Origin of the sequence: Nocardia sp. NPDC057455 (genome assembly GCF_042802775.1) — a bacterium.
Classification (GTDB): domain Bacteria; phylum Actinomycetota; class Actinomycetes; order Mycobacteriales; family Mycobacteriaceae; genus Nocardia.
The window spans coordinates 16,618-37,614 of the sequence record NZ_JBHVDM010000052.1 but is presented as its reverse complement, the minus strand read 5'-3'; the positions used below and the strand labels follow the sequence as shown (position 1 = coordinate 37,614).

Annotated in this window: 20 protein-coding genes; 9 read left to right on the top strand and 11 right to left on the bottom strand. The window is 66.7% G+C overall.

Annotated elements, in window-relative coordinates; translation table 11 throughout:
- The first annotated feature begins 80 nt into the window (after window positions 1–80).
- From ACFU5M_RS21395 to ACFU5M_RS21370, 6 genes are all read left to right on the top strand, one after another.
- Window positions 81–1,436: a hypothetical protein gene (locus ACFU5M_RS21395; protein WP_379051836.1), complete on the top strand. Its 1,356-nt coding sequence runs from the start codon at window positions 81–83 to the stop codon at window positions 1,434–1,436.
- 111 nt (window positions 1,437–1,547) lie between these two features.
- Window positions 1,548–2,339 (top strand): TIGR03084 family metal-binding protein, encoded by a 792-nt coding sequence (locus ACFU5M_RS21390; RefSeq protein ID WP_379051834.1) that lies wholly within the window; start codon window positions 1,548–1,550, stop codon window positions 2,337–2,339.
- 391 nt (window positions 2,340–2,730) lie between these two features.
- Complete coding sequence (locus ACFU5M_RS21385; protein WP_379051831.1) at window positions 2,731–3,348, top strand: hypothetical protein; 618 nt, start codon at window positions 2,731–2,733, stop codon at window positions 3,346–3,348.
- A gap of 22 nt (window positions 3,349–3,370) precedes the next feature.
- On the top strand, window positions 3,371–4,555 hold the full coding sequence (gene lhgO, locus ACFU5M_RS21380) for an L-2-hydroxyglutarate oxidase (RefSeq protein WP_379051829.1): 1,185 nt from the start codon (window positions 3,371–3,373) through the stop codon (window positions 4,553–4,555).
- A gap of 139 nt (window positions 4,556–4,694) precedes the next feature.
- Complete coding sequence (locus ACFU5M_RS21375) at window positions 4,695–5,165, top strand: SRPBCC family protein (protein ID WP_379051827.1); 471 nt, start codon at window positions 4,695–4,697, stop codon at window positions 5,163–5,165.
- Window positions 5,166–5,175: 10 nt separating this feature from the next.
- On the top strand, window positions 5,176–5,748 hold the full coding sequence (locus ACFU5M_RS21370) for a ribonuclease H (protein ID WP_379051825.1): 573 nt from the start codon (window positions 5,176–5,178) through the stop codon (window positions 5,746–5,748).
- Between the two features lie 73 nt (window positions 5,749–5,821).
- On the opposite strand, the gene ACFU5M_RS21365 is transcribed toward ACFU5M_RS21370, so the two are convergent.
- The 9 genes from ACFU5M_RS21365 to ACFU5M_RS21325 form a co-directional block, all read right to left on the bottom strand.
- The gene (locus ACFU5M_RS21365; protein WP_379051823.1) at window positions 5,822–6,625 is read right to left on the bottom strand and encodes a hypothetical protein; all 804 of its coding nucleotides are present in this window, start codon (window positions 6,623–6,625) and stop codon (window positions 5,822–5,824) included.
- Between the two features lie 132 nt (window positions 6,626–6,757).
- Window positions 6,758–7,936: an MlaD family protein gene (locus tag ACFU5M_RS21360; RefSeq protein WP_379051821.1), complete on the bottom strand. Its 1,179-nt coding sequence runs from the start codon at window positions 7,934–7,936 to the stop codon at window positions 6,758–6,760.
- Window positions 7,933–9,024, bottom strand: coding sequence for an MCE family protein (locus ACFU5M_RS21355; RefSeq protein ID WP_379051818.1), 1,092 nt, complete (start codon window positions 9,022–9,024; stop codon window positions 7,933–7,935). The genes ACFU5M_RS21360 and ACFU5M_RS21355 overlap by 4 nt, the downstream gene beginning before the upstream one ends.
- Before the next feature lie 8 nt (window positions 9,025–9,032).
- Window positions 9,033–10,142 carry an MCE family protein gene (locus tag ACFU5M_RS21350; RefSeq protein ID WP_379051815.1) on the bottom strand — a complete coding sequence of 370 codons (1,110 nt, stop codon included), beginning with the start codon at window positions 10,140–10,142 and terminating at the stop codon, window positions 9,033–9,035.
- Entirely contained in the window at window positions 10,139–11,137 is a 999-nt protein-coding gene (locus ACFU5M_RS21345) for an MCE family protein (RefSeq protein ID WP_379051812.1), read from the bottom strand. Before ACFU5M_RS21345 ends, ACFU5M_RS21350 begins: the two co-directional genes overlap by 4 nt.
- Window positions 11,137–12,180: an MCE family protein gene (locus ACFU5M_RS21340; protein WP_379051810.1), complete on the bottom strand. Its 1,044-nt coding sequence runs from the start codon at window positions 12,178–12,180 to the stop codon at window positions 11,137–11,139. Before ACFU5M_RS21340 ends, ACFU5M_RS21345 begins: the two co-directional genes overlap by 1 nt.
- On the bottom strand, window positions 12,177–13,667 hold the full coding sequence (locus tag ACFU5M_RS21335; protein WP_379051809.1) for an MCE family protein: 1,491 nt from the start codon (window positions 13,665–13,667) through the stop codon (window positions 12,177–12,179). The genes ACFU5M_RS21340 and ACFU5M_RS21335 overlap by 4 nt, the downstream gene beginning before the upstream one ends.
- A 7-nt stretch (window positions 13,668–13,674) precedes the next feature.
- Complete coding sequence (locus tag ACFU5M_RS21330; RefSeq protein ID WP_379051806.1) at window positions 13,675–14,538, bottom strand: ABC transporter permease; 864 nt, start codon at window positions 14,536–14,538, stop codon at window positions 13,675–13,677.
- A gap of 4 nt (window positions 14,539–14,542) precedes the next feature.
- On the bottom strand, window positions 14,543–15,397 hold the full coding sequence (locus tag ACFU5M_RS21325; RefSeq protein ID WP_379051804.1) for an MlaE family ABC transporter permease: 855 nt from the start codon (window positions 15,395–15,397) through the stop codon (window positions 14,543–14,545).
- A gap of 525 nt (window positions 15,398–15,922) precedes the next feature.
- Here ACFU5M_RS21325 and ACFU5M_RS21320 point away from each other — a divergent pair.
- Entirely contained in the window at window positions 15,923–16,597 is a 675-nt protein-coding gene (locus ACFU5M_RS21320; RefSeq protein ID WP_379051802.1) for a S1 family peptidase, read from the top strand.
- Between the two features lie 52 nt (window positions 16,598–16,649).
- Here ACFU5M_RS21320 and ACFU5M_RS21315 read toward each other — a convergent pair whose 3' ends face one another.
- Both ACFU5M_RS21315 and ACFU5M_RS21310 read right to left on the bottom strand, forming a co-directional pair.
- Window positions 16,650–18,101 carry an MFS transporter gene (locus ACFU5M_RS21315; protein ID WP_379051799.1) on the bottom strand — a complete coding sequence of 484 codons (1,452 nt, stop codon included), beginning with the start codon at window positions 18,099–18,101 and terminating at the stop codon, window positions 16,650–16,652.
- Window positions 18,102–18,141: 40 nt separating this feature from the next.
- Window positions 18,142–18,768, bottom strand: coding sequence for a hypothetical protein (locus ACFU5M_RS21310; RefSeq protein ID WP_379051797.1), 627 nt, complete (start codon window positions 18,766–18,768; stop codon window positions 18,142–18,144).
- A 188-nt stretch (window positions 18,769–18,956) separates the two neighbouring features.
- On the opposite strand from ACFU5M_RS21310, the gene ACFU5M_RS21305 reads away from it, so the two are divergent.
- Window positions 18,957–19,466: a DUF6764 family protein gene (locus ACFU5M_RS21305; protein ID WP_379051794.1), complete on the top strand. Its 510-nt coding sequence runs from the start codon at window positions 18,957–18,959 to the stop codon at window positions 19,464–19,466.
- 127 nt (window positions 19,467–19,593) lie between these two features.
- Complete coding sequence (locus ACFU5M_RS21300) at window positions 19,594–20,814, top strand: serine hydrolase domain-containing protein (RefSeq protein ID WP_379051855.1); 1,221 nt, start codon at window positions 19,594–19,596, stop codon at window positions 20,812–20,814.
- The last annotated feature ends 183 nt before the right edge of the window (window positions 20,815–20,997 follow it).

Sequence of the window (20,997 nt, the reverse complement as noted above, 5' to 3'; positions counted from 1 at the left end):
CCCTCCAAGGCAATGAGAACGTGGGGACCTTGGTATCTCATACCGGCGGTACCGCCGGATCGGCTTAGGGAGTCCCATCGATGTCGTCGCTCGCCGCTGGCGTGTTCATCGACTGGGAAGGCTTGACCGGGCAACCGAAGTTCGTGGTCGACCTGATCACGTTTCCGATCTTCAGCGCACTGGCGGGCTGGCTGACCAACTGGACCGGCGTGCTGATGCTGTTCTGGCCGATCCGATTTCGCGGCGTCCGCATTCCCGGCCTGTACGTGCTTTACCCGTACTTCCCGCGCCGGGTACAAGTGTTGCCGACCTTCTCCGGCGACGGCCGCCGCCTCGGCTTCCAGGGCTTCATCCCGGCGCGCGCGGAGAAGATGGCCAGCATCTGCGTGGACAAGGCTCTGATGCGGATCGGCAGTCCGAAGGACTTCATCCACGAACTCGATCTCGACGGTATCGCCGACTACATCGCGGTGCTGGCGCGGGAGCAGGTGCGGCCGCTGGTGGACGAGCTGATGTACCGGGAGAACCCGGACCTGTGGCGCAGCGTGCCGCGCGCCGCCAAGCAGCTGATCTACCAGCGGGTGGACCGCGAACTGCCCGCTCTGTCGCGCCGCGCGTTCGCCTCACTCGGCGACAACGTCGACCAGCTGATCGGCATCAAGAGCTTCGTGATCCGCTACCTGCAGGACAACCCGACCATCCTCAAGGATCTCACCACCACCATCGCGGCGCCCGAGCTGCGCTTCATGGTGCGCATCGGCTTGCTCGGCGCGCCCTTCGGCCTGATGCTGGCGTTGTACCTGCATGTGCACCACAACATTCCGGTGCTGGGCTGGGTGCCGGGGTGGGTGATCGTACTGCTCGCCTCGGCGGCGATCGGTGTGGCCGTGAACGTCATCGCGGTGAAGATGGTGTTCGAGCCGGGCGACCCGCAACCGAGGTACAAGTACCTGTGGAAGCAAGCGCTGCTGGCGAAACGGCAGCCGCAGGCGGCCACCGACCTGGCGCACATCCTGGCCTACCAGGTGCTGACGCTGCCCAACTTGTCCAAGGAACTGCTGGAGGGCCCGAACGGCGACAAGACCAGGCAGCTGCTGGAGCGCTTGATTGCCGACGAGATCAATCGTCAACTCGGCCCCACCACCACTCTGGTACGGGCCGCGTTGGGACGGCGCCAGTTCGACAACCTCACGGTGGGCGCGGCGGGTGCCGCGGTCGGCTTGGCCCCGACCCTGGTCGAGGACGAGGAGTTCAACCGGGAGCAGGCCAAGACCATCGATGAATTCGCGGCGCGCAAGTTGCGGCGGCTCACGCCGGGGGAGTTCATGGAGATGTTCTACGCGTCCGTGGAACAGGACGCGTGGCTGCTATATCTGCACGGCGCGGTCCTCGGCCTCGTTGTCGGAGCCACCCACCTGTTGATTTTCGGCTGGTAGCAGGCCCGCGCGGCCAAGATAAAACAAGCACGCTTGCCTTTTTTTGACCTCGCTGCGATGCTGGACGACGGCGGCACACGAGGCGGTGTGCCCGTAGCGGCAGGGGAACGGATGGCTGACCTGGAGGCGCTGCTCGGCGACTTCGCCGACGAATGCGCGGACCTGGAACGACTCGTCGGCCCGTTGGCGCCGGAGGAGTGGGCGCGCGCCACACCGGCGCCCGGCTGGACCATCGCCCATCAAATCGGCCATCTGGCCTGGACCGACGAGGTCGCGACGATCGCCACCGCGGATGCCGCACGCTTCCAGGAGTTGCTGGCCGAAGCGGGGCCTCGTGCGCTCACGTTCGTCGACGAGGCCGCCGAGAAGGCCGCGACCGAACCACCCGCCGATCTCCTCGATCGTTGGCGCCGCGGACGCGCGTCACTCGCCGCCGCGCTGCGTGCCGCACCCGCGGGCGCCAAGTTGCCGTGGTTCGGTCCGTCGATGAGCGCGGCATCGATGATCAGCGCCCGCATCATGGAGACCTGGGCGCACGGGCAGGACGTGGCCGATGCACTCGGCGTGCACCGCACGCCGACGGGGCGGCTGCGCACCGTGGCCCACATCGGCGTGCGCACCAGGAACTTCGCCTACACCGTGCACCGAAAGACGCCGCCCGAAGCGGAATTCCGCGTCGAATTGACCGCGCCGGATCGCACGACCTGGTCGTGGGGTCCCGAGGACGCCGAACAGCGGGTGACCGGACCGGCGCTCGACTTCTGCCTGCTGGTGACCCAGCGCCGTCACCCGGACGATCTGGCGCTCGTGACGCACGGCGACGAGGCCACGGAGTGGCTTACTCTGGCACAGGCTTTCGCGGGTCCGACGGGTGCGGGAAGGACAGCGGGCCAGTTCGCCTGACCCGCCCACACCCGACCCGATCGACGACGATTCGGGAGCGGGCGAGCGCCACACTTGGGTGCGCCGTGTTCATGTCGACGGCCGGACGCCGTTGGCCGGGTGTCTCGAGTGGCAGTCGAGAATGGCGCTCGCCAGCTACCCGACTATTTACCCGTCCGTGCGTTCACGGAAACATCGACGCCATGTACGCCGCGGAAATTTCGGTCATTCCGATGCGCCCACGCTGAGCTGCGCGGACCGGCATTCGACGCCGCGCCTTCGCGCGCCCGCTGTGATCCTGCTCTCTTCGATGCGGCACCTCGCCGGACCACCGAGGTAATCTGGACGGGCGTACAGCTTCCCATGGTGCTGGTCGCTGTGGGGAGCAGCGTCGCAGCGAAAGGAACGCATCGTGACAGCACATCGACCTGCCCAGGTCGCGCGGCATGCCGCCATCGTGCTCGCCGGTGCCGCCAGCTTGAGCCTGACCGTCGTGGCCGGTACCTACGTCGTCCAGCAAATCGCCGGCATGCAACGCCCGGAGCCAAGGATCGCCGCGCCGGTCATCCCGCCCGCCCCGGATGAGCCCGACCACGGACGCCGCTACATTTCCTATCCGGTACTGACCGGCAGCAGCTTCGTACTGCCCGTGGCGGATTCGGTTCCGCGCGACACCGAGCCGGAAATTACCGAACCACACGCTGATTCGCCTGCCGCGCCGACCGCGCCAGTACCTGTCGGCGGCAAAGTGCGACTCGGCGACGCCTACGTCGGCGCGCATGTCGCAAACGTCGAGGCCGACACCGTCACGGTCACCGTGGACACGAACGCCTTGACGATGCTGCCCGGATATCTCCGCTCCGATCCCGCGTCGGAGAGGCCGGGCGTGACCACGATGCGCACCGACCTCGATACCCACAGCGGCGAAGTGCGAGTGGCGTTTTCCGATCCGCGTCTGGGCGAGCACGACCTGCGCTTGAACCGGCACACCACGCCCGCGCACGGCGGAGTGGATTCCGCCGCCGTGTGACCTACCGCTTACCCTGCTGGGCATGAGCGCCTACGACTTCTGCGTCATCGGCGGCGGCATCGTCGGGGTCGCGACCGCGCACCGGATCCTGGCGCGCAATCCCGGCGCGAGCCTGGTGCTGCTGGAGAAGGCCCAGCGGCTGGCCACCCACCAGACCGGGCACAACAGCGGAGTCATCCACTCCGGCATCTACTATCCGCCGGGCAGTCTGAAGGCCACGCTGTGCCGCCGTGGCGCTCGCTGGACCAAGGAATTCGCCGCAGCGCATGACATTCCGTACCGCGTCTGCGGGAAACTACTGGTCGCCACCGACGACGCCGAGTACGAACGCATGCTCGCGCTGCACGAACGCTCGATCACCAACGGCGTGGCCGTCGAGCTGATCGACGCCGCGGAACTCACGCGGCGGGAACCGCGCGTCACCGGCCTCGGAGCCCTCTTCGTTCCGGACACCGGCATCATCGACTTCACCCGGGTGACCGAAGCGCTCGCCGAGGAAGTCCGCCGCGCGGGTGGCGAATTGGAGCTGGGTGCCGAAGTCACCACGCTCACCGAGACTTCGGACGCGGTGATCGCCGCGGGGCCGGCCGGCTCGTGGACGGCTCGCCGCTCGGTAATCTGCGCGGGGCTGCAAGCCGACCGGATGGCACGGGCGGTCGGGCTGCGCACCAACTTTCGCATCATTCCCTTCCGCGGCGAGTACTACCAACTGCCGGCGGAACGCAACGGGCTGGTCAGCACATTGATCTATCCGATCCCCGATCCGGATTTACCGTTTCTCGGCGTGCATTTGAGCCCGACCATAGATGGAGTGCTGACCGTGGGGCCGAACGCCGTGCTCGGACTCGCCAGGGAGGGCTACCGCAAAGGCAGTGTCGACCTGCGGGACGCACGAGAAGTGCTCGAATTCGCCGGATTCCATCGCGTCGCCAAGGCGAACGTCCGCACCGGACTGCGGGAACTGCGCAACTCGCTGTTCAAGCGCGGCTACCTCGCGCAGTGCCGCCGCTACTGTCCGGAGCTGACGCTCGCCGATCTGCAACCCCGGGAGGCGGGCATTCGCGCACAGGCGGTCCTGCGGGATGGAACTATGGTGCATGACTTCATGATCGAGCGCACCGAGCGCTCGGTACATCTGCTCAACGCCCCCTCACCTGCGGCCACTTCGGCCATGCCGATCGCGGAGCACATCGTCGACCAGCTCTGAGGGCGCTGCGAAAGACTCCTCTCCCAAGCAACCATTCGGTCGCAACCTGGCGAAATATCGGACGAAAATCCCGCAGATCCCTCGAATAAAGAGGAGAGCTGTAGTACTTTTAACGCCAGTCGTGGGACAGGGAGGGCCTATGGGCCACATCAAGTACGCGAGTGACGTCGGAGCGCCCGTCGAGGTCGCTTTCAGCTACACGGACAACCATCTGTTCGTACCGGATTGGATGTTCGGCATCGCGGACTTCGCACCGACCGGCGACCGGGACCGCGGACTCGGCGCGGTCTTCGCCACCACCACCCGCCTGGCGCTCTGGCAGCCGACTTCTACCTGCGAAATCACCGAATACCGCCACAACGCGGTGATCGGGTACACGTTGCGTGGACATTTCTCCGGCACGCTGAGGCTGCGCTTCGACCCGCTCGGCTACGGGCGCTCGGTGCTGACCTCCGAGGCGGAATACAGTCCGCCTCGCGGAGTGGTCGGGCGCCTGAGCGCCGGCCTGGTGGACGCCGCGGTCAAATCGGCGCTGCGGCGTACGGAATCCTGTTTACGGAGGGAGATAGAGGAATTCCACGGTACCGATCTTGTCGGTCGGATTGCGTAGGGTGCCACCCATGATCATCGTGAGCACCGACGGATCCTGCCTCCGCAATCCCGGCGGCGCCATCGGCTGGGCTTGGGTCAATCATCAAGGCTCCTCGGCCAGCGGGGGAGCCGCGTCCGGAACCAACCAGGTCGCGGAGTTGCGCGCGGTGCTGGAGGCGATCGTCGCCCACCCCGGCTCCGAACCCTTGCTCATCGAGAGCGATTCGCTCTACGCGATCAAATGCGCCTCCGAATGGGTATCGGGCTGGCGGCTCAACGGCTGGCGCACGTCCACCGGTGGCGCGGTGAAGAATGTCGAACTCGTCCGGCAGATCGATCGGGCCATTGCGAGCAGGCCGGGGCCGGTCCGCTTCCGCTGGGTCCGCGGTCATGTCGGCAATTACTTCAACGAGCAGGCCGATGCACTGGCCGGAGAAGCGGCTCGGCAGGCCGCGGTCACCGCGGCTGTCGCCGAGGCGAACACCGTGGAAATGCTCGCGGTGACTGTGGAGGAAGCGTCGACGGCGCCGGAAGCGCCGAAAGACGAGGCCGCGGGGAAGGCGGCCGCGCCGTCGGCGCCACAGGCTTTGACGCTGTTCTGATCCGCCGAATCGGCGCAGGCTGCCCGAATGACCTCCGGCGGTGGTGGCTCGGCCCACCGCCGGAGGCGCTCGGCTAGTTGCCCGGCTGCGGCGCGGGCTGACCGGACGGTGCCTGCTGCGGAGCGCCGCCCGGGGCGGGAGCGCCCGGCAGGCCGGTGCCCGCACCCTTGAGCATCGGCGAATCGAGCTTCTCGACCAGCCACTTGTCGCCGGACTTCTGCAGCTGGGCGATCACCACGACGAACTGCCGCTCGGGGTTGGCCTGGGTGAAGTTGGTCCGGTACTGCGTGAGGGTCACCAGCACCTTGGCCGAGGTCTTGTCACCGGACTGGTAGCCGCACTGCACGTCGTCGGCCCAGGACTTGACCTGCGCCTGCACCATGGCATCTTTCAGCGCCTTGGTCGCGTCGTCGAACTCCTTGAGGAACTCGCCCGTCGAGCCGTCCTTCACCGTAGTGAAGTAGTCATCGAGATTCTTCGAGTAGTCGTAGACCGAGACGTCCTTGCCGAATGTGCACGCGGCGCTGGTCGAGTCGCGAATCGCGTCGAGCTTGTCGCCGCGATCCTTGCCCTGCATGAAGAACACCACCACCGCGGTGATCGCCGCGACCGCGAGCACGCCGGCCACGAACGCGGCCACCACCGGAAGCGAGGTGGATTTCTCCGACCGTGCGGGGGCCGCCGCCTTGGGCGAGTCGCTCTTCGCGGCCGGCTTCGCGCCGGCCTCGGCCTTGTCTGCCTTCTCCGCCTTGGACAGCTCGGGCTTCGCCGCGCCGGCGGCGTCCTCCGACTTCCCGGATACCGCGTCGGTGCCCTTGTCGGAGGTGGCGGCCGTGGTCTCGGCGTCCTTGTCGTTCTCGGCGTCGTCGGTAGACATCGATAAAACCTGCACTTTCCCGGCACGCATCGGTGCGCACCGATTGGCTTCAGCGGCCCGCGACAGCGAGCCTTACGCGTTCCACCGGCGAGTATGCCCGGCCGACGGGAGGACCGCCGGGCCGGGTACGACTCACCGCACCGGAGGCAGGGTCCGCTCGTTCGGATCCACACCCGGCGGCATGTGCGCGCCGTTGTTGGGCACGTCGGGCCGCGGTGCGTTGGCGGCACCGCGGATCTGCTGACCCGGCGGCGGGTTCTCGCAGTAGTTCCACATCGGAATCGTGCCGTCCTGCACGACCTCGTTGCGGATCTTCGGGGTGTTGTAGGTGCAGAACGGCCGCGGCCAGATGTCGATCATCGCGTGGAATTCGCCGTTGTGCGCCGGGACGCCGAGCGCCTCGCCACCGAGCGCGAGCGAGGGGAACAGCGCGCGCAGCGCGGGCAGCCGCAGCTGCGCCGCCTTCGTGATCGCCTGGAAGTTGGTCGCCAAACTGGTGATCGGATCGGCCGTCCGGTCCACCACGGCGCCGAGGCTGGTGAGCTGGCCCGGCGCTTGGTCCAGCACGCGTTGCAGTTCCGCGTTCGCGTTGTTGAACTGCTCGAACAGCACCCCGGAGTTGCGGGTCAGCGTGGCCAGGTCGGGCTGCGCGTTGGAGGTGGTGCTCGCGATGGTACGCAGGTTGGTGATCAGATTCGTGGTCTGCGGCAGCAGCGAGTCCAGACCCGCCATGGCCAAGCTGATCCCGTTCACCATGCCGCGCAGCTGATCCGGGCCGCCGCTGAGCGCGATGTCCAGCTCGTTCAGGATGACCTGGAAGTGCTCCGGATTGATCTGCGCGATCAAGGTGCTGGAGTTGTCCAGCACCGACCACACCGGCGTGGGCGTGTGGATCTTCTCCGGATCGAACTCGATCACCGCTCCGTTGGCCAGATACGGCCCCTGCTCGGCATTCGGCCGGAAGTCGATGTACTGCTCACCCGCGCCGGACAGGGCCTGCACCGCGATCTGGGTGTCCACCGGGATCTTGTACTTCGACTCGATCTGCGCGGTGGCGGCGATGGCCTGACCGCGATCGGTCAGCTCGATCGAGGTCACCTTGCCGATGCGCCACCCGCGCAACGTCACGTCGTTGCCGGGCTGCAGACCGCCGGAACGGTCCAGATTCACCGTGACGGTGTAGTCCGACCGCAGCGGGTTCACCCGCATGACGTTCAGCAGCAGGTACGTGGCGCCGATCAGCAGCACGAGCACCAGGCCCACGTTCGACAGGAAGATCTTGCTTCCGAACAGTTTGCGCGCGGAGGTCATCGGTGTCCTCCCCCTACCCGGCCCTGCACCAGTTGCAGCACCTGGATCAGGCTGCCCGCGAAGTCCTGTAGGTCGTTGAGGTCCTGGATCTTGCCGTGTTCCGGATCGGTGAGCGCGCTGATGTCCAGGTTGGTCGCGGTCGCGTACACCGCGAAGCTGCTGCCGCGGAAGGTCGCGTCGACCTTCGGCCGCAGTACCCGCAGGCGATCCAGCAGAACGCCGAAGCCGTCACCGGTCGCGGCTATCGCGTCCATCAACTGGTGGGTGTTCTCCAGCAAACCGTTCAGGTTCTCGGTCGAGGTGTTCGCGTAATCGCCCAGCGCGGCGCTGGCGGTGGACAACTTGGCGAGCAGATCGCCGAGAGCCCGGTTGTTCTCGGCGATGGCGCCGATCATCTGCGGCAGCGTGTCGGCCACCTCGCCGAGCTGCGACCGCCTGCCCTCCAGGGTGTTGGCGAGGGTGCTGAATTCACCGAGCACACTGTCCACCCGAGCGGAGTTGTCGTTCAGACTGCCGACTACGCCGGTCATCTCGGTGATCAGATGGGCGAGCTGCTCGCCGCGGCCGCCGACGATGGAGTCCAGCTCGGAGCCCAGCTTGGACAGGCTGGCGATGCCGCCGCCGTTGAACAGCATGGAGACCGAGATGAGCAACTGCTCGACGGTCGCGCCCGCGGAGGTGCTGTCGAGGGTGAGCGTGTCGCCGTCGTGCAGCATGGCCGTGCCGGGCTCGGTCTTGGGCTTGGACACCGCGACGAACACGTCTCCCAGCGGGGTGGCCTGACGCAGTTCCGCCGTGCTGCCCTCGGGCAACTCGATGTCCTTGCGGATGGTCAAGTCCACGACGGCCTGGAAGTTCTTGGTCTTGATATCGGTGACCACGCCGACGTCCGAACCACCGATCTTCACCTTCGCCTGGTCGGGCAGGTTCAGCGCGTTCTCGAAGACCGCGTGGATCGTGTAGGTCTCGCCGCTTTGGCCCGGCTCCGGCAGCGGCAGCTTCTCCACGGTGAGCCCGCAGCCGGAGGTGACCGCCACACCGGCCACCGCGGCCACGGCGACCAGCGCCCTGCGTGCCTTGATCGTCATTCGGTACGTCATTTCGTCAGTCCGAGCAGTGCTGCGGTGAGCCCGTAGTCGGGTCCGAAGTCCTGCATGTTTCCGGTGCGGCAGCCGTCGGCCTTCATCTGGATGCGCTCGCAGAACAGGCTGACGATCTCACCCGACAGTGCGGTGCCGATCACCGCGTGCAGCCGGACGTACCCGTGCTCGCGGTTGACGATGTTGTCGACGTTCTGCATGACCATCGGCGCCAAGTCGGCGACCTCGGTGAGGCCGTATGCGTTGTCGCGCAACTGCTGGGTCACGTTGGTCAGGCCGGTCATCGTGCCGGACAACTGACTCTCGTACTGCGTCAGCGTGGTGCTGGTGTTGCGCAGGAAGGCGAGCAGCTGATCGAGCGTGGCCTGCAGGCCCGGCGCTTGATCGGCGAGCAGGCCGGTCATCTGGGTCACCCGGTTGCTGAAATCGCGCACCGACTGGTCGTTCTCGGCCAGCATGGTGGTCAGGTCGTTCAGCTTGATGATGATGCTGGAGATCGCGTCCTTGTTGTCCACACCGACCTTCAGCGCGCTGGACAGCGCGTTGAGGGTGTCGCGGATCTTCTCGCCGTTGCCGTTGAGCATCGGGTAGAGCACCCGGCCCGACAGCGGGCCGATGCTCTCCTGGCCCGGCTCCGGCTTCAGTGCGGCGGCGAACTGATCGATGGTCTTGATCATCGTGTCCAGCTCGACCGGCGTCTTGGTCCTGGCCTTGGGCAGGTGCGCGCCGTCGGACAGGGACGCACCGCCGGTGTAGACCGGGGTGAGTTCGATGTGCCGATCTGTCACGATGGACGGCGAGATGATCGCGGCGATCGCGTCCTTGGGGATCTTCACGTCCTTGTCGATGGACATGTGCACCTCGATCAAGGTGCCCTTGGGCACGATCTTGTCGACTTTGCCGACGTCGAGCCCGAGCACCGTGATCGGATTGCCCTCGTAGATGCCCGCGATGTTGTCGAAGTCGGCGGTGATCTGCAGGGTGGTGCCCAGCGCGTCGTTCACCGAACTCGGCAGCAGTGAGCAGCTGCCGATCGTCAGTGCGGCGGCGCTGATCATCAGCGCCTTCGCGACGGTCTTCAGCGGAAAGCCCGTGCGGAATCTCATCCCTGGCACCCCTCGATGACTTGGGCGAAGCACAACCAGTTGTCCGGGAACAGCCACGGCAGACCGACGTCGCCGTACGGACCGCTGCCACCCCAGGAATTCGCCAGGTAGCGCAGGGTCGGCGGCATGATCGACAGCATCCGATCCAGGTTGTCCTTGTTCTTCTGCAGACCCTCGGCCATGGTGTTCAGCTGCTGGATGGTCGGGCCGAGCTGATCGTTGTTCTCCGCACCGATCGCCTCGAGCTGCTTGGTCAGCGCGGCGACGTTGTCCAGCAGCTGGCGCAGCAGCGCCTGGCGCTCCATCACCCGATTGGCGATGGCCTCGCCCTGGGTGATCACCAGCAGAATGCTGTTGCGGTTGTCGCCGAGGATCCGGGTGACCCGGTCCAGGTCCTTCAGCAGCGTGTCCACCTCGGCCTTGCGGCTGTCGATCACCTTGGCCAGCGCGCCGACGCTGTCCAGCGCCTGGGCGGTGAGCTGGGGCGAGCCGTTCATCTGCTCGTTGATCAGGTTCAGCGAGTCGGCCAGCTTCTTGGTGTCGAGCGCTTCGAACTTCGGCGTGCCGATTTGCACGACGTCGGCCAGGTTGTACGGCACCGCGGTGTTGGACACCGGGATCCGCTTGCCCTTCAGGCCGGAGCCGTCGCCCGGCTCCAGGTCGACGTACCTGGCGCCGAGCAGCGTGGCCATCTTGATCGAGGCGCGCGCGTCCGGGCCGAGTTTCACGTCGTCGCTGACGCTCAGCGTGAGCAGCACGTGACTGCCCTCGAGTTCGGCGTCGACCACCCGCCCGGAGGACACCCCCGCGATATTCACCTTGTCGCCGACCCTGATGCCCGCGGCTTGCACGAACTCGGCTTTGATCGACTGCTCGCCGACGCCGAGAAGCTTGTAGACGCTGGACACCACCAGCAGCACCACGATGAGAACACCGCCGATGACGCCCAACCAGAAGTACCGGTTGCTGTCGAACCTGGACCTGAGCTTCGTCATCATGGGCGGCACACCGCCGAGTGCGAAGTGCCACCGATCTGCGAGAACAGACCGCGGGGGAAGAGGACGCCGTAGAGCGACAAGTCCAACCCGCACAGGTAGGCGTTGGCGTAACCGCCTTCCGAGGTGTGCCTGCCCGCCGCGGACAGGACGTTCGGCAGGTCGATCGCCGCTTGATCGAGCTTCGCGCCGTTGTCCAGCAACAGCGTGAGCGCCGCGCTGGTGGAGTTCTGCGCGGTGCGCAGGCTCGGCTGGATCCGGTCCATCATGCCGACCAGCGACGTCGTCGCGGCCGCGATCTGCTCGGTCGAGCCGAGCAACGACTGTCCTTGTTCGTACAGCCCGCCGATCAAGGCCCGGGTCTGGGTCACCAGGGTCTCCAATTCATCACCTCGTTTCGCCAACCCCGACATCACGCCCGACAGGTTGGTGATCACATCGGACAGGATCGCGTCCCTGCGCTGGAAGTCGGTGGCCAGCTGGGCGGCCTGCACGATGAACGCGCTCAACGAGACGCCGTCACCCTGCAATGCCTGGATGAAGGTCTCCGACAGCCGGTTGACCTGCTCGGGCTGCAACACCTGGAACAGCGGCTGGAATCCGTTGAGCAGTCCCGACACGTCGAACGACGGCTCGGTCCGATCGATCGGGATGGAACCGTTGTTCTTCAGCGGCGCCGGGCTCGACGCCTTGCCGGGCGCCAGCGCCACATACCGTTGGCCGATCAGGTTCTGGTAGCGAACCAGTGCTTTCGTGTCGTTGTAGATGGTCTGGTCACGCTGCACGACGAAAGTGACCTTGGCGACCGACTTCTTCAGATTCGCGTCGCGGCCCCGCTCGATCTTCTCGACCTTGCCCACCCGCACGCCCGCCATGCGGACGTCGTCGCCCTCGTGCAGACCGAGCACGTCGGAGAACGTCGCGGAATAGGTGTAGGTGTCGCCGCTGACGATGCGCGCCAGCGTATTCCACACCACCACCGTGACCAGGACCGACACGATGGCGAAGATGGTGAAGCCGATCAGCGGCTTGCGAATGCTCATCGTCCGGCACCGTTGTCGGACACCTGCATGGTTCCGCCCTTCAGAATCGAACTCAGCAGCAGATATTCGGCGGTGGTCGGCTTGCGGCCGAGCAGCGCGGTGATCGCCGAGTCACCCCGGTAGGAGATCGGTGCCGCCGAGGGGGTGCCCTCGGGCGCGGCGGCCGGCGCGACGGGCGCCGGAGCCGCGGCCGGCGGAAGCAGCCCCGGCGGCAACATCGGGAACAGGCCTTCGAGCGGGGTACCCGCGAACGGAGCGGGCGCACCGCCGGTGGGAGCGGCCGCGGTGGCGCGGTTCGGATCCGGCGTGGTGACGCCGGGAATCAGCGGCAGGCCTGGCATCGGCACGACCGGCGGAAGCCCGGCGGCCGAGGCGAGCGCGCGCGGCTTCAGCTGTTCGGGCAGCTCGCCCACGTCGGCGACGGCAGGAGCGGTGTAGCAGCTCGGCCCGACCATGTCGCCGTAGCGCGGGCAGTCGGCCACGGTGTAGGGCCGGTACGGGGTGAGCGTGATGCCCGCGTCCCAGACTTGCTGCTTCTGCGGACCCCACTTGAAGGTGGTGTCCATCCGACGCATGGTCTCGCTGAGGTTCAGCAGGCTCCTGGTGATCGCCTCGGGGTCCGCGGCGAGTGCGCCGAACATGTCGTTCGTACCCGCGGTGACCTCGATGCCCACGTTGGGGTTGCGGGCGAACAGGCCGTTGACCGTGTCGATGGTCCCCGAGGTACCGGTGATCAGTGAGACCAGCTCGCTGCGGCGGTCGGCGATGGTGCGCGCGGTCTGCACCGAGGTGCCGAGCACGTCGACCAGCTCGGGCGCGGACTGGTTGAGCGCGTTGAACGACGCGGAGAAGTCACCGAGCAGCACACCCAGGTCGGGAATCGACTCGTCGACCGCCAGCAGCCAGCGGTCCAGCCGCTCGACGGTGGAGCCGGGCATCCGGCCGCTGCCGTCCAGCGCCTGCGACAAGGTGCCCAGCACCCGGCCGAACTGCACCGGATCGATCTTGTCGAGGATGTTGCGGACCGTGGTGAGCGTGTCCTGCAGCGCGATGGTGCCCTTGCTGCGGTCTTCCTCGATGACCGAACCCTCGTGCAGGTACTGGTCGGCGGGGCCGTTGAAGACGAGTTCGACCGAGGTGACGGCGAACAGGTTGCTGGGCACCACGCGAGCGGTCACATTGGCCGGGATGTCGTCGGCGAACTCCGGCTTCATCTCGATCCGGACCTTCTGCAGTTCGCCCTTCGCCGCGATGTCGACCGTCTTCACCGCGCCCACGAGCACGCCGCGGAACTTGACGTCGGCCTGCTCGGGCAGACCGTCACCGGTGGTGGTCAGGTTCGCGGTGACGTTGACCTTCTCCTGGAAGAACCCCTTGTAGCGCAGCATCAGGAAGCTCAGCACCAAGGCGAAGACGACCAGACCGGACACGCCTGCGATGAACAGCTGCCGCATGGTGGGCCCGCGCCCACTGGGATCGATGATCATCTGGTGTCTACCCCGAGATCCGGATGCCGGGGTTGATGCCCCAGATCGCCAATGTCATGAACAGGTTCGCGAAAACGACCGCGATGATGCACATCTTGATCGCGCGGCCCGCGGCCACGCCGACGCCCTCCGGGCCACCGGAGGCGAAGAAGCCGTAGTAGCACTGGATGAACGTGGTGATCGCGACGAACAGGATCGCCTTGATCAGCGAATAGACGACGTCGGCCGGTACGAGGAACTGATAGAAGTAGTGCTGGTAGGTGCCTGGGGCGGTGCCGCCGATCAGCTGCACGGTCACCGAGCAGGAGACGTACGCCATCGTGAGGCCCAGGCAGTAGAGCGGGATGATGGCGATCATCGCCGCGAACATCCTGGTACTGATCAGATAGGGCAGCGGCCGGATGGCGATGGACTCCAGCGCGTCGATCTCTTCGGAGATGCGCATGGCGCCGAGCTGCGCGGTGAACCGGCAGCCGGCCTGAGCGGCGAAGGCCAGGGTCGCCAGCAGCGGGCCGAGTTCGCGAGTGGTCGCGAACGCCGAGATCGCACCGGTGATCGGGCTCAGGCCGAGCAGGTTCAGCGAGTTGTAACCCTGGATCCCGACGGTCATACCGCCGAAGGCGCTCAGGATCACGACGACGCCGATGGTGCCGCCGCCGACGACGAGATTGCCATTGCCCCAGGTGACGTCCGAGAGCAGGCGCCACACTTCCTTGGGGTAGTGCTTGAGCGCCAGCGGAATCGAACCGATCGAGCGCAACAGGAAGAACACCTGGTGGCCGAGCCTGGCGAGCCAATCGACCGGCGCCTGGGCGGATTTCCGGATCGTCTGGAGAGGCCGCAGCAGCGGCGGTACATAGGTTGATGACACCGGCTCAAACCACCTGTGACGGGAATAGTGCGTTGTAAACCTGGGTGATGATGAGGTTCACCCCGAACAGCATGATGGTGGATCCCACCACCGCGGAATTCACCGAGTTCGCGACACCACCGGGACCACCGCGGGTGTTCAATCCGGTATCGCAGGCAATGATTGCCGCCAGCAGACCGAAAATCAGCGATTTCACCAGCGCGACAAGCAGATCGGTGGTCACCGCGAACGACGAGAAGGTGCCGACATAGGAGCCCGGCGTACCGTTCTGCGCGAAGATATTGAAGATGTAGCCGGTCAGGAATCCCACGAAGACGACGAAGCCGCACAGCAGCACACTCACCACCATCGCGGCGCCGAGCCGCGGAGCGACCAGCCTGCGCAACGGGTCGACGCCCATGACCTTCATGGCGTCGATCTCCTCGCGGATGGTGCGCGAGCCGAGATCGGCGCAGACCGCGGAGCCGACGGCGCCCGCGATCATCAACGAGGTGACCAGCGGGGCGCCCTGCTGGATGATGCCGAGGCCGTTGGCCGCGCCGATGAACGAGGTCGCGCCGACCTGGCCTGCGACCGATCCGACCTGGATGGAGACGATGACGCCGATCGGGATGGCGACCAGCAGCGTCGGCGCCGCGGAGACGCTGGCCATGAACGCGCACTGCCGGACGAACTCGGCGAAGGGGAAGCGCCTGCGGAAAATCGAGACGAACAGTTCGGCGACGGCCGCGAAGCCCATCGTGATCTGCCTACCGAAGGTCTCCAGCGAACGCTTCGGATGATCCTGCCAGTAAGACCTTGTCCAATCGACCGCACCACTGAACCGTGACCCTGATGGTGGACTCTCGGTCGACTGCACTGGCTAATCCTCCTCGACGCCGGTTGGCTGCCCCGGCGACTCGTTTGCTTGACGCACCTTACTACGGAGTAGTGCGGAACACACCATCCACTTGTGATCGCAGTCATAGATGCCGCTCACCATCGCCGGAAAGCAATGGTTAAGGCGCGGAACATTGGGAACGAACCCAAAGACAGCACCCCGACCTCTGGCACAAGCTACAGCCCAACTGCACGAATCCGGGATCGAGAGCGGTGATTCGGCGAATTTCTTTGGATAATTGTCATCGAAAATCAGATTTGTTTCCGGAGACCAACGCAACGGCTCCTTACTATCACCCGAGCACTAACGTTCACAGGCTTTTCACAATTGTGATAGCCGAATGCTATCGGGCGCGTAAGATACATTTCATCTCGGTTGTATGAAATAGGGTTGAAGCCAGGAGCAGTGGGGACAACCCCGTAGTGGTGACGCGCCCGAGATCGTTTACTGACACGATGGGTGCGACAGATTGATATCGTGCGGGCTTCCGACGTCTGGAGGGACATGTTCAGCAAACTCGCCAAGGTGGCCAACGCCGCCTTCGCCGTCGCCCTGGGCGCGGCGCTGCTCGGCACGGGCACAGGGGCCGCGAACGCCCAAACGGGCCCGCCGGTGTTGGGCGGTGGATCCGGCATCATCATCGACAACCAATTCGAGTGCACGGTCACGACTGTCGGCCACGACAACGCTGGACGTCTGGTCGGCCTGACCGCGGGCCACTGCGGCGACCCGGGCGCACAGGTCTACTCCGAAGCGGACCGAGGGGCGGGCGTGATCGGCCGGTTCGCCTACTCCAACCACGACCTCGACTACGCCGTCATCCAGTTCGATCCGGGCAAGATCACCCCGGTGAACCGGATCGGCAACGTCACCATCACCGGCCTCGGCGCACCGGCGAGCTTCCCGCAGATCGTGTGCAAGGAAGGGCGCACCACCGGCAACACCTGTGGTATCGCCTGGGGCGACGTCTTCCGGACGAACGTCGAGACCTGGAGCCAGATGTGCGTGGTGGAAGGCGACTCCGGTGCGCCGGTGGTCGTCGGGTCGACACTGGTGGGCATGGTGAATGCCTATCTGGCCCTCGCCTGCTTCGGCCCTGAGGTCGGTACCAACATGAGCGCGATCGTGGCCGACATCAACGCACGCGGCGGCGTCGGCACGGGTTACGTCCCGATCTGATCGGACCACACCCTCGATTCCCGGCCCGAACGGAGCGATCCGTTCGGGCCGCTTATTTTTCGCCGAGAGCCGGGGCCACCGCCGGACCCGCGACGGCGCACTGCGGCATGCAATCGACACTGTCCAACGCGGGTGCGTGCCGCTCGGGACGCAACAGCACGGCGGCGAGCACCGCGCCGGTCACGAGCAGCCCGGCGGACAACCACATCGCGGTGGCGAAGCCGTCGTCGAAGGCGACCGGATCACCCAGCGCACCCGAGATGCCCGCGAGCCCGGGCAGCGCCGCCACCGCGAGCAGTTGCGCGGTACGCGCGACGGCATTGTTCACCCCCGAGGCGATGCCCGCCTCGCTTGCCGGCACCGCGCCGAGCACCGCGCCGGTGAGCGGCGCGACCAGCACCGCGAGACCCAGCCCGAAGACCAGGACACCCGGAAGCACATCTATGAAGTACTCGGTCTCGGGTCCGATGCGCAGCAAGAGCAGCAGGCCCGCCGCCGCCAGCAGCGGTCCGGCGGTCATCGGGATGCGCGGCCCGTGCACTTGCGCCCAGCGGCCGGCGGGAGCCGAGAGCGCCAGCATGATCACCGTGATCGGTACCGTCGCGACGCCGGACATCAACGGCGAGTACCCGGCTACCAATTGCAGTTCCAGCACCAGCAGGAAGAACACGCCACCGAGGGCGGCGTAGACCGCGAGTGTCACGAGATTCGCCGCGGTGAACACCCGCGAGCCGAACAGGGCGGGCGGCACCAGGGGGTGATCGCTGCGCAGCTCGATCAGGACGAACGCCCCCAGCAGCACGACACCGGACACGATGAGCAAAGGCATGGTGTCGATCAGCCCGAGGGTCAGCGCGCCGAGCGCCAGCGCCACCACCAGTGCGCCGGGCACGTCGAGTTCGGCGGCGGCTCCGGGATCGCGGCTCTCGGGCACGTGCCGCAGCGTGACCAGGACGACGACCAGGGTCAGCGGAACATTGAGGAAGAAGATGGACCGCCAGCCCGCGAGTTCGATGAGCCAGCCGCCGAGGAACGGCCCGAGCGCCCCGGCCACGCCGCCGAAGCCGGACCACAGGCCGATCGCCGCGCCTTGATCGCGCCGATCGATGGACGAGGAGATCAGGGCCAGGCTGCCCGGGGTGAGCATAGCGCCCGCGACGCCCTGCAGGATCCGGGCCGCGACCAGCATTTCGATGGTCGACGCTGTGCCGCACAGCACCGACGCCAGCGCGAACGCCACGGTTCCCCACACGAAGATCCGGCGCCGGCCGAGCTTGTCACCGAGCGAGCCGCCGAGCAGGATGAACGAGGCCAGGGTCAGGGTGTACCCGTTCAACGTCCACTGCAGCCCGGCGACATCGGTGTCCAGCGATTCGCCGATCCGCGGCAGCGCGATGTTGACGACCGTCGCATCGAGCGAGGCGACCGACGAGCCGAGGATGGTGGCCAGCAGAATCCAACGACCGGTGCCGGATTGCAGCCGCGGTAGCTCGGTGGTGCTCACCCACCCAACCTAGCGGCCCACAGGCGATGGGAAGTCCCGGTCAGAGTTCCTGGACGCAGACGACGAAGCGGCGCTTGTCGTAGACGTATCCGGTGCCGCTGCCGCAGACGCTGACGTCATCGGCGCCCTGCTGGATCTTGACCACCTTCACGCCCTTCGACGGCGCCGAGCCGGTGCAGTCGATGCGCTTGGGGTCGTCACCGCCGACGTCCATGCAGCCGCCGACCACCCAGTCGATGTCCAGGCACAGCGCACCCTGCTCGATGCCGTTGACGGTCTCGGCGTAGTAGTTGTCGGCGTCGCTGCTGCACTGCGAGCTCTTCGCCTTCTTCTCGATCACCTTGTAGTTCGACTCACGGCTGCCGCACGACGCCTTTTCGATGGTGGCGTTGGTGGTGGTGCCGCCGAGTTTCACGCAGTCGTTGATGTTCGCGTCGAAGTCGGTGTCGCCGCTCGGCTTGCTCGTCGTCGGCTTGCCGGTGCTCGGAGTGGGCTTGCCCGAGGAGGGTTTCGGCGTATTGGTCACCGACACCGCGTCGATCGTCCCGTTGTCCACGGCGGGCTGGGCGGTACCGCTGACCGTGGAACTGCAGCCGACCAGCGACAATCCCGCCGCGATGGCGAATCCGGCGAAGGCGAGACGCCCCCAGGGCAGTTGACGAGACACGTACAGTCCTCCCGAGCTGTAACGCCGGCGAACTCACGCCCCCGTGATCCGAAGTTGCCTTGGCTGTGCTTGAAATACCACGCCATGAATACACCATGGACCGAGCGCACGTCGAGCCGACGGCGGAAACGAACCGCCGCCAACCAGTCTGGGTATGGTGGGATTTCTGGTCCGAGAGGAGTCCCCCGGTGAAGCTGATCAGCGCAATCGTGTGTTCGACCGCGGCGATCGGAGGCTCCTTCGTCGTTCCGGGGGTGGCTGTCGCTGCCGACGTGCACTGCCGGTCGGACCACGGGACCGACGTCACCGTCATCGATGGGGAGACGGCCTGCCGGGCGGCGACCGACAGTCACGGCTCGGCCAGGGCCACCGGGATCAATGGGGTCGGCTACGCCAACGCGACCCGCGGCGCCACGGCCATCGGCATCGGCGCGGCTGGCGGCGTCGGTGCGAGCGAAGGCGCGGGCGGGGTTCCGGTCGCGGTCGGTCTCGGCCCGGACGCAGTCGCGCTCACCTCGACCAACGATGACCCGGCAGCACGGACGTTCGCGGTCTCCATCGCGCTCGAAGGGTCGCGAGCGGGGGTGGAGACCGCCGAACAGTCGGTCGTCTGTCTGGGCGTCGCGGCCTTCGCCTGGAACGCCGACAGCGGCGACGCGTGCCTCGCCACCCCTTTTGGGCTCTGGCATACCCCCTGAACGGGTTACCCTGGTTGACCAGCCCGGATAACGGCGGTCAGGAGGTGACCCCATGGTTTCGGCAACGGCGGCGGACGACTTCGAGCCCACCGATTCGGCCCGCGAGAAACTGGCGGCACCGCGCGAGATGCTGGTCGACCCGCGTTTCATTCGGCTGGCGGATCAATTCTTCGGCCTGTTCGCCCAACCCGCACGCGGTGGCGGCGCACTGGCGGTCTACCTCGACGGCAGACCCGTGGTCGACGTCTGGGCAGGCTGGGCGGACAAGGAGCGGCGCTGGAACGGCGACACCGTCGCACTGACCTTCTCCACCGGCAAGGGCGTGGCCTCGACCGTCGTCCATCGCTTGGCCGAACGGGGTCTGATCGGTTACGACACGCCGGTGGCCGAGTACTGGCCGGAGTTCGCCGCGCACGGCAAAGACGACATCACGGTTCGTGACGTGCTCTGCCACCGCGCCGGCTTGCACCGGGTGCGCGGCCTGGTCCCCGGTCGTGAAGGCATCCTGAACTACGAGGCCGTGGTCCGGGCGCTGGCCGACAGCCCGCCGGATCCCCGGCGTATCCGCACCTCCGGCTACCACGCGATCACTTTCGGCTGGTTGGTCGCCGAGATCGTGCAGCGGGTGACGGGCACGCCGTTCACCGAGGTGTTGCGCACCGAGATCGCCGAGCCGCTCGGCCTGGACGAGTACTGGTTCCGCGTGCCGGAGTCCGAACGACACCGGATCGCCAAGATCTTCCGTCCGCTCGGCCCGCCGGGCATCCGCTGGAACACCGCCTCCTCGGTGCTGTCCTGGGTGCGGCCGGTGCGCGGACTCGCCGAGGCCGGTATGCCGGAGAGTTTCGACGAGTTGGTCCGCGACCCCCGGGTGCACGACTCGGTGATGCCGGGCTGGAACGGCGTCTTCTCGGCGCGCGCCCTGGCGCGGATGTACGGCGCGCTGGCCCACGACGGAGTGGTCTACGCCCGATCGGAGGGGGGCGGGCACGGTGTCGGCCCGACCGGATCCGAGCAGGTCGTGCGGCTCCTGACCCCGGAGACGATCGCGACGATCGGGCGGGTGCAGTCCGCGCACACCCGTGATTACGTGCTCGGTTTGCCGATCAGCTTCACGCTCGGCTATCACCGCCCCGTACTGATGTCCAAGCAGCAGCCGCGACACGCGTTCGGCCACTATGGCGTGGGCGGCTCCGGCGCGTACGCCGACCCGGATCTCGGCATGTCGATCGCGTTCGTGACCAACGGGCTCGGCAGCATGGTGACCGCGCTCGGCGACGCGAGGCTGGCGCGACTGGCGGCGACGGCGCAGACCTCGGTGCGCAAGCACAAGCAGACCGATAGCTAGTGCCGAGCCGCTCCGGCGGGGGCTTGGTGTTTCTCGGTATGGACGGGCACATGGGCAACATCGCGACCGGTCCGCATCGCCCGATTTCGCTCGACGTGATCAGTGAGCTTCGTCACTAACTGGTTTGTGGTGAACCATCTTTCACGTTCCCGCCGACTCCGGGTAGATGGTGTCCGATCCGTC

Excerpts from the sequence above, each read along its gene's own strand:
- ACFU5M_RS21395 (WP_379051836.1), top strand. The coding sequence starts at position 81 with ATGTCGTCGCTCGCCGCTGGCGTGTTCATCGACTGGGAAGGCTTGACC.
- ACFU5M_RS21390 (WP_379051834.1), top strand. The coding sequence starts at position 1,548 with ATGGCTGACCTGGAGGCGCTGCTCGGCGACTTCGCCGACGAATGCGCG.
- lhgO (WP_379051829.1), top strand. The coding sequence starts at position 3,371 with ATGAGCGCCTACGACTTCTGCGTCATCGGCGGCGGCATCGTCGGGGTC.
- ACFU5M_RS21375 (WP_379051827.1), top strand. The coding sequence starts at position 4,695 with ATGGGCCACATCAAGTACGCGAGTGACGTCGGAGCGCCCGTCGAGGTC.
- ACFU5M_RS21370 (WP_379051825.1), top strand. The coding sequence starts at position 5,176 with ATGATCATCGTGAGCACCGACGGATCCTGCCTCCGCAATCCCGGCGGC.
- ACFU5M_RS21365 (WP_379051823.1), bottom strand. The coding sequence starts at position 6,625 with ATGTCTACCGACGACGCCGAGAACGACAAGGACGCCGAGACCACGGCC.
- ACFU5M_RS21360 (WP_379051821.1), bottom strand. The coding sequence starts at position 7,936 with ATGACCTCCGCGCGCAAACTGTTCGGAAGCAAGATCTTCCTGTCGAAC.
- ACFU5M_RS21355 (WP_379051818.1), bottom strand. The coding sequence starts at position 9,024 with ATGACGATCAAGGCACGCAGGGCGCTGGTCGCCGTGGCCGCGGTGGCC.
- ACFU5M_RS21350 (WP_379051815.1), bottom strand. The coding sequence starts at position 10,142 with ATGAGATTCCGCACGGGCTTTCCGCTGAAGACCGTCGCGAAGGCGCTG.
- ACFU5M_RS21345 (WP_379051812.1), bottom strand. The coding sequence starts at position 11,137 with ATGACGAAGCTCAGGTCCAGGTTCGACAGCAACCGGTACTTCTGGTTG.
- ACFU5M_RS21340 (WP_379051810.1), bottom strand. The coding sequence starts at position 12,180 with ATGAGCATTCGCAAGCCGCTGATCGGCTTCACCATCTTCGCCATCGTG.
- ACFU5M_RS21335 (WP_379051809.1), bottom strand. The coding sequence starts at position 13,667 with ATGATCATCGATCCCAGTGGGCGCGGGCCCACCATGCGGCAGCTGTTC.
- ACFU5M_RS21320 (WP_379051802.1), top strand. The coding sequence starts at position 15,923 with ATGTTCAGCAAACTCGCCAAGGTGGCCAACGCCGCCTTCGCCGTCGCC.
- ACFU5M_RS21300 (WP_379051855.1), top strand. The coding sequence starts at position 19,594 with ATGCTGGTCGACCCGCGTTTCATTCGGCTGGCGGATCAATTCTTCGGC.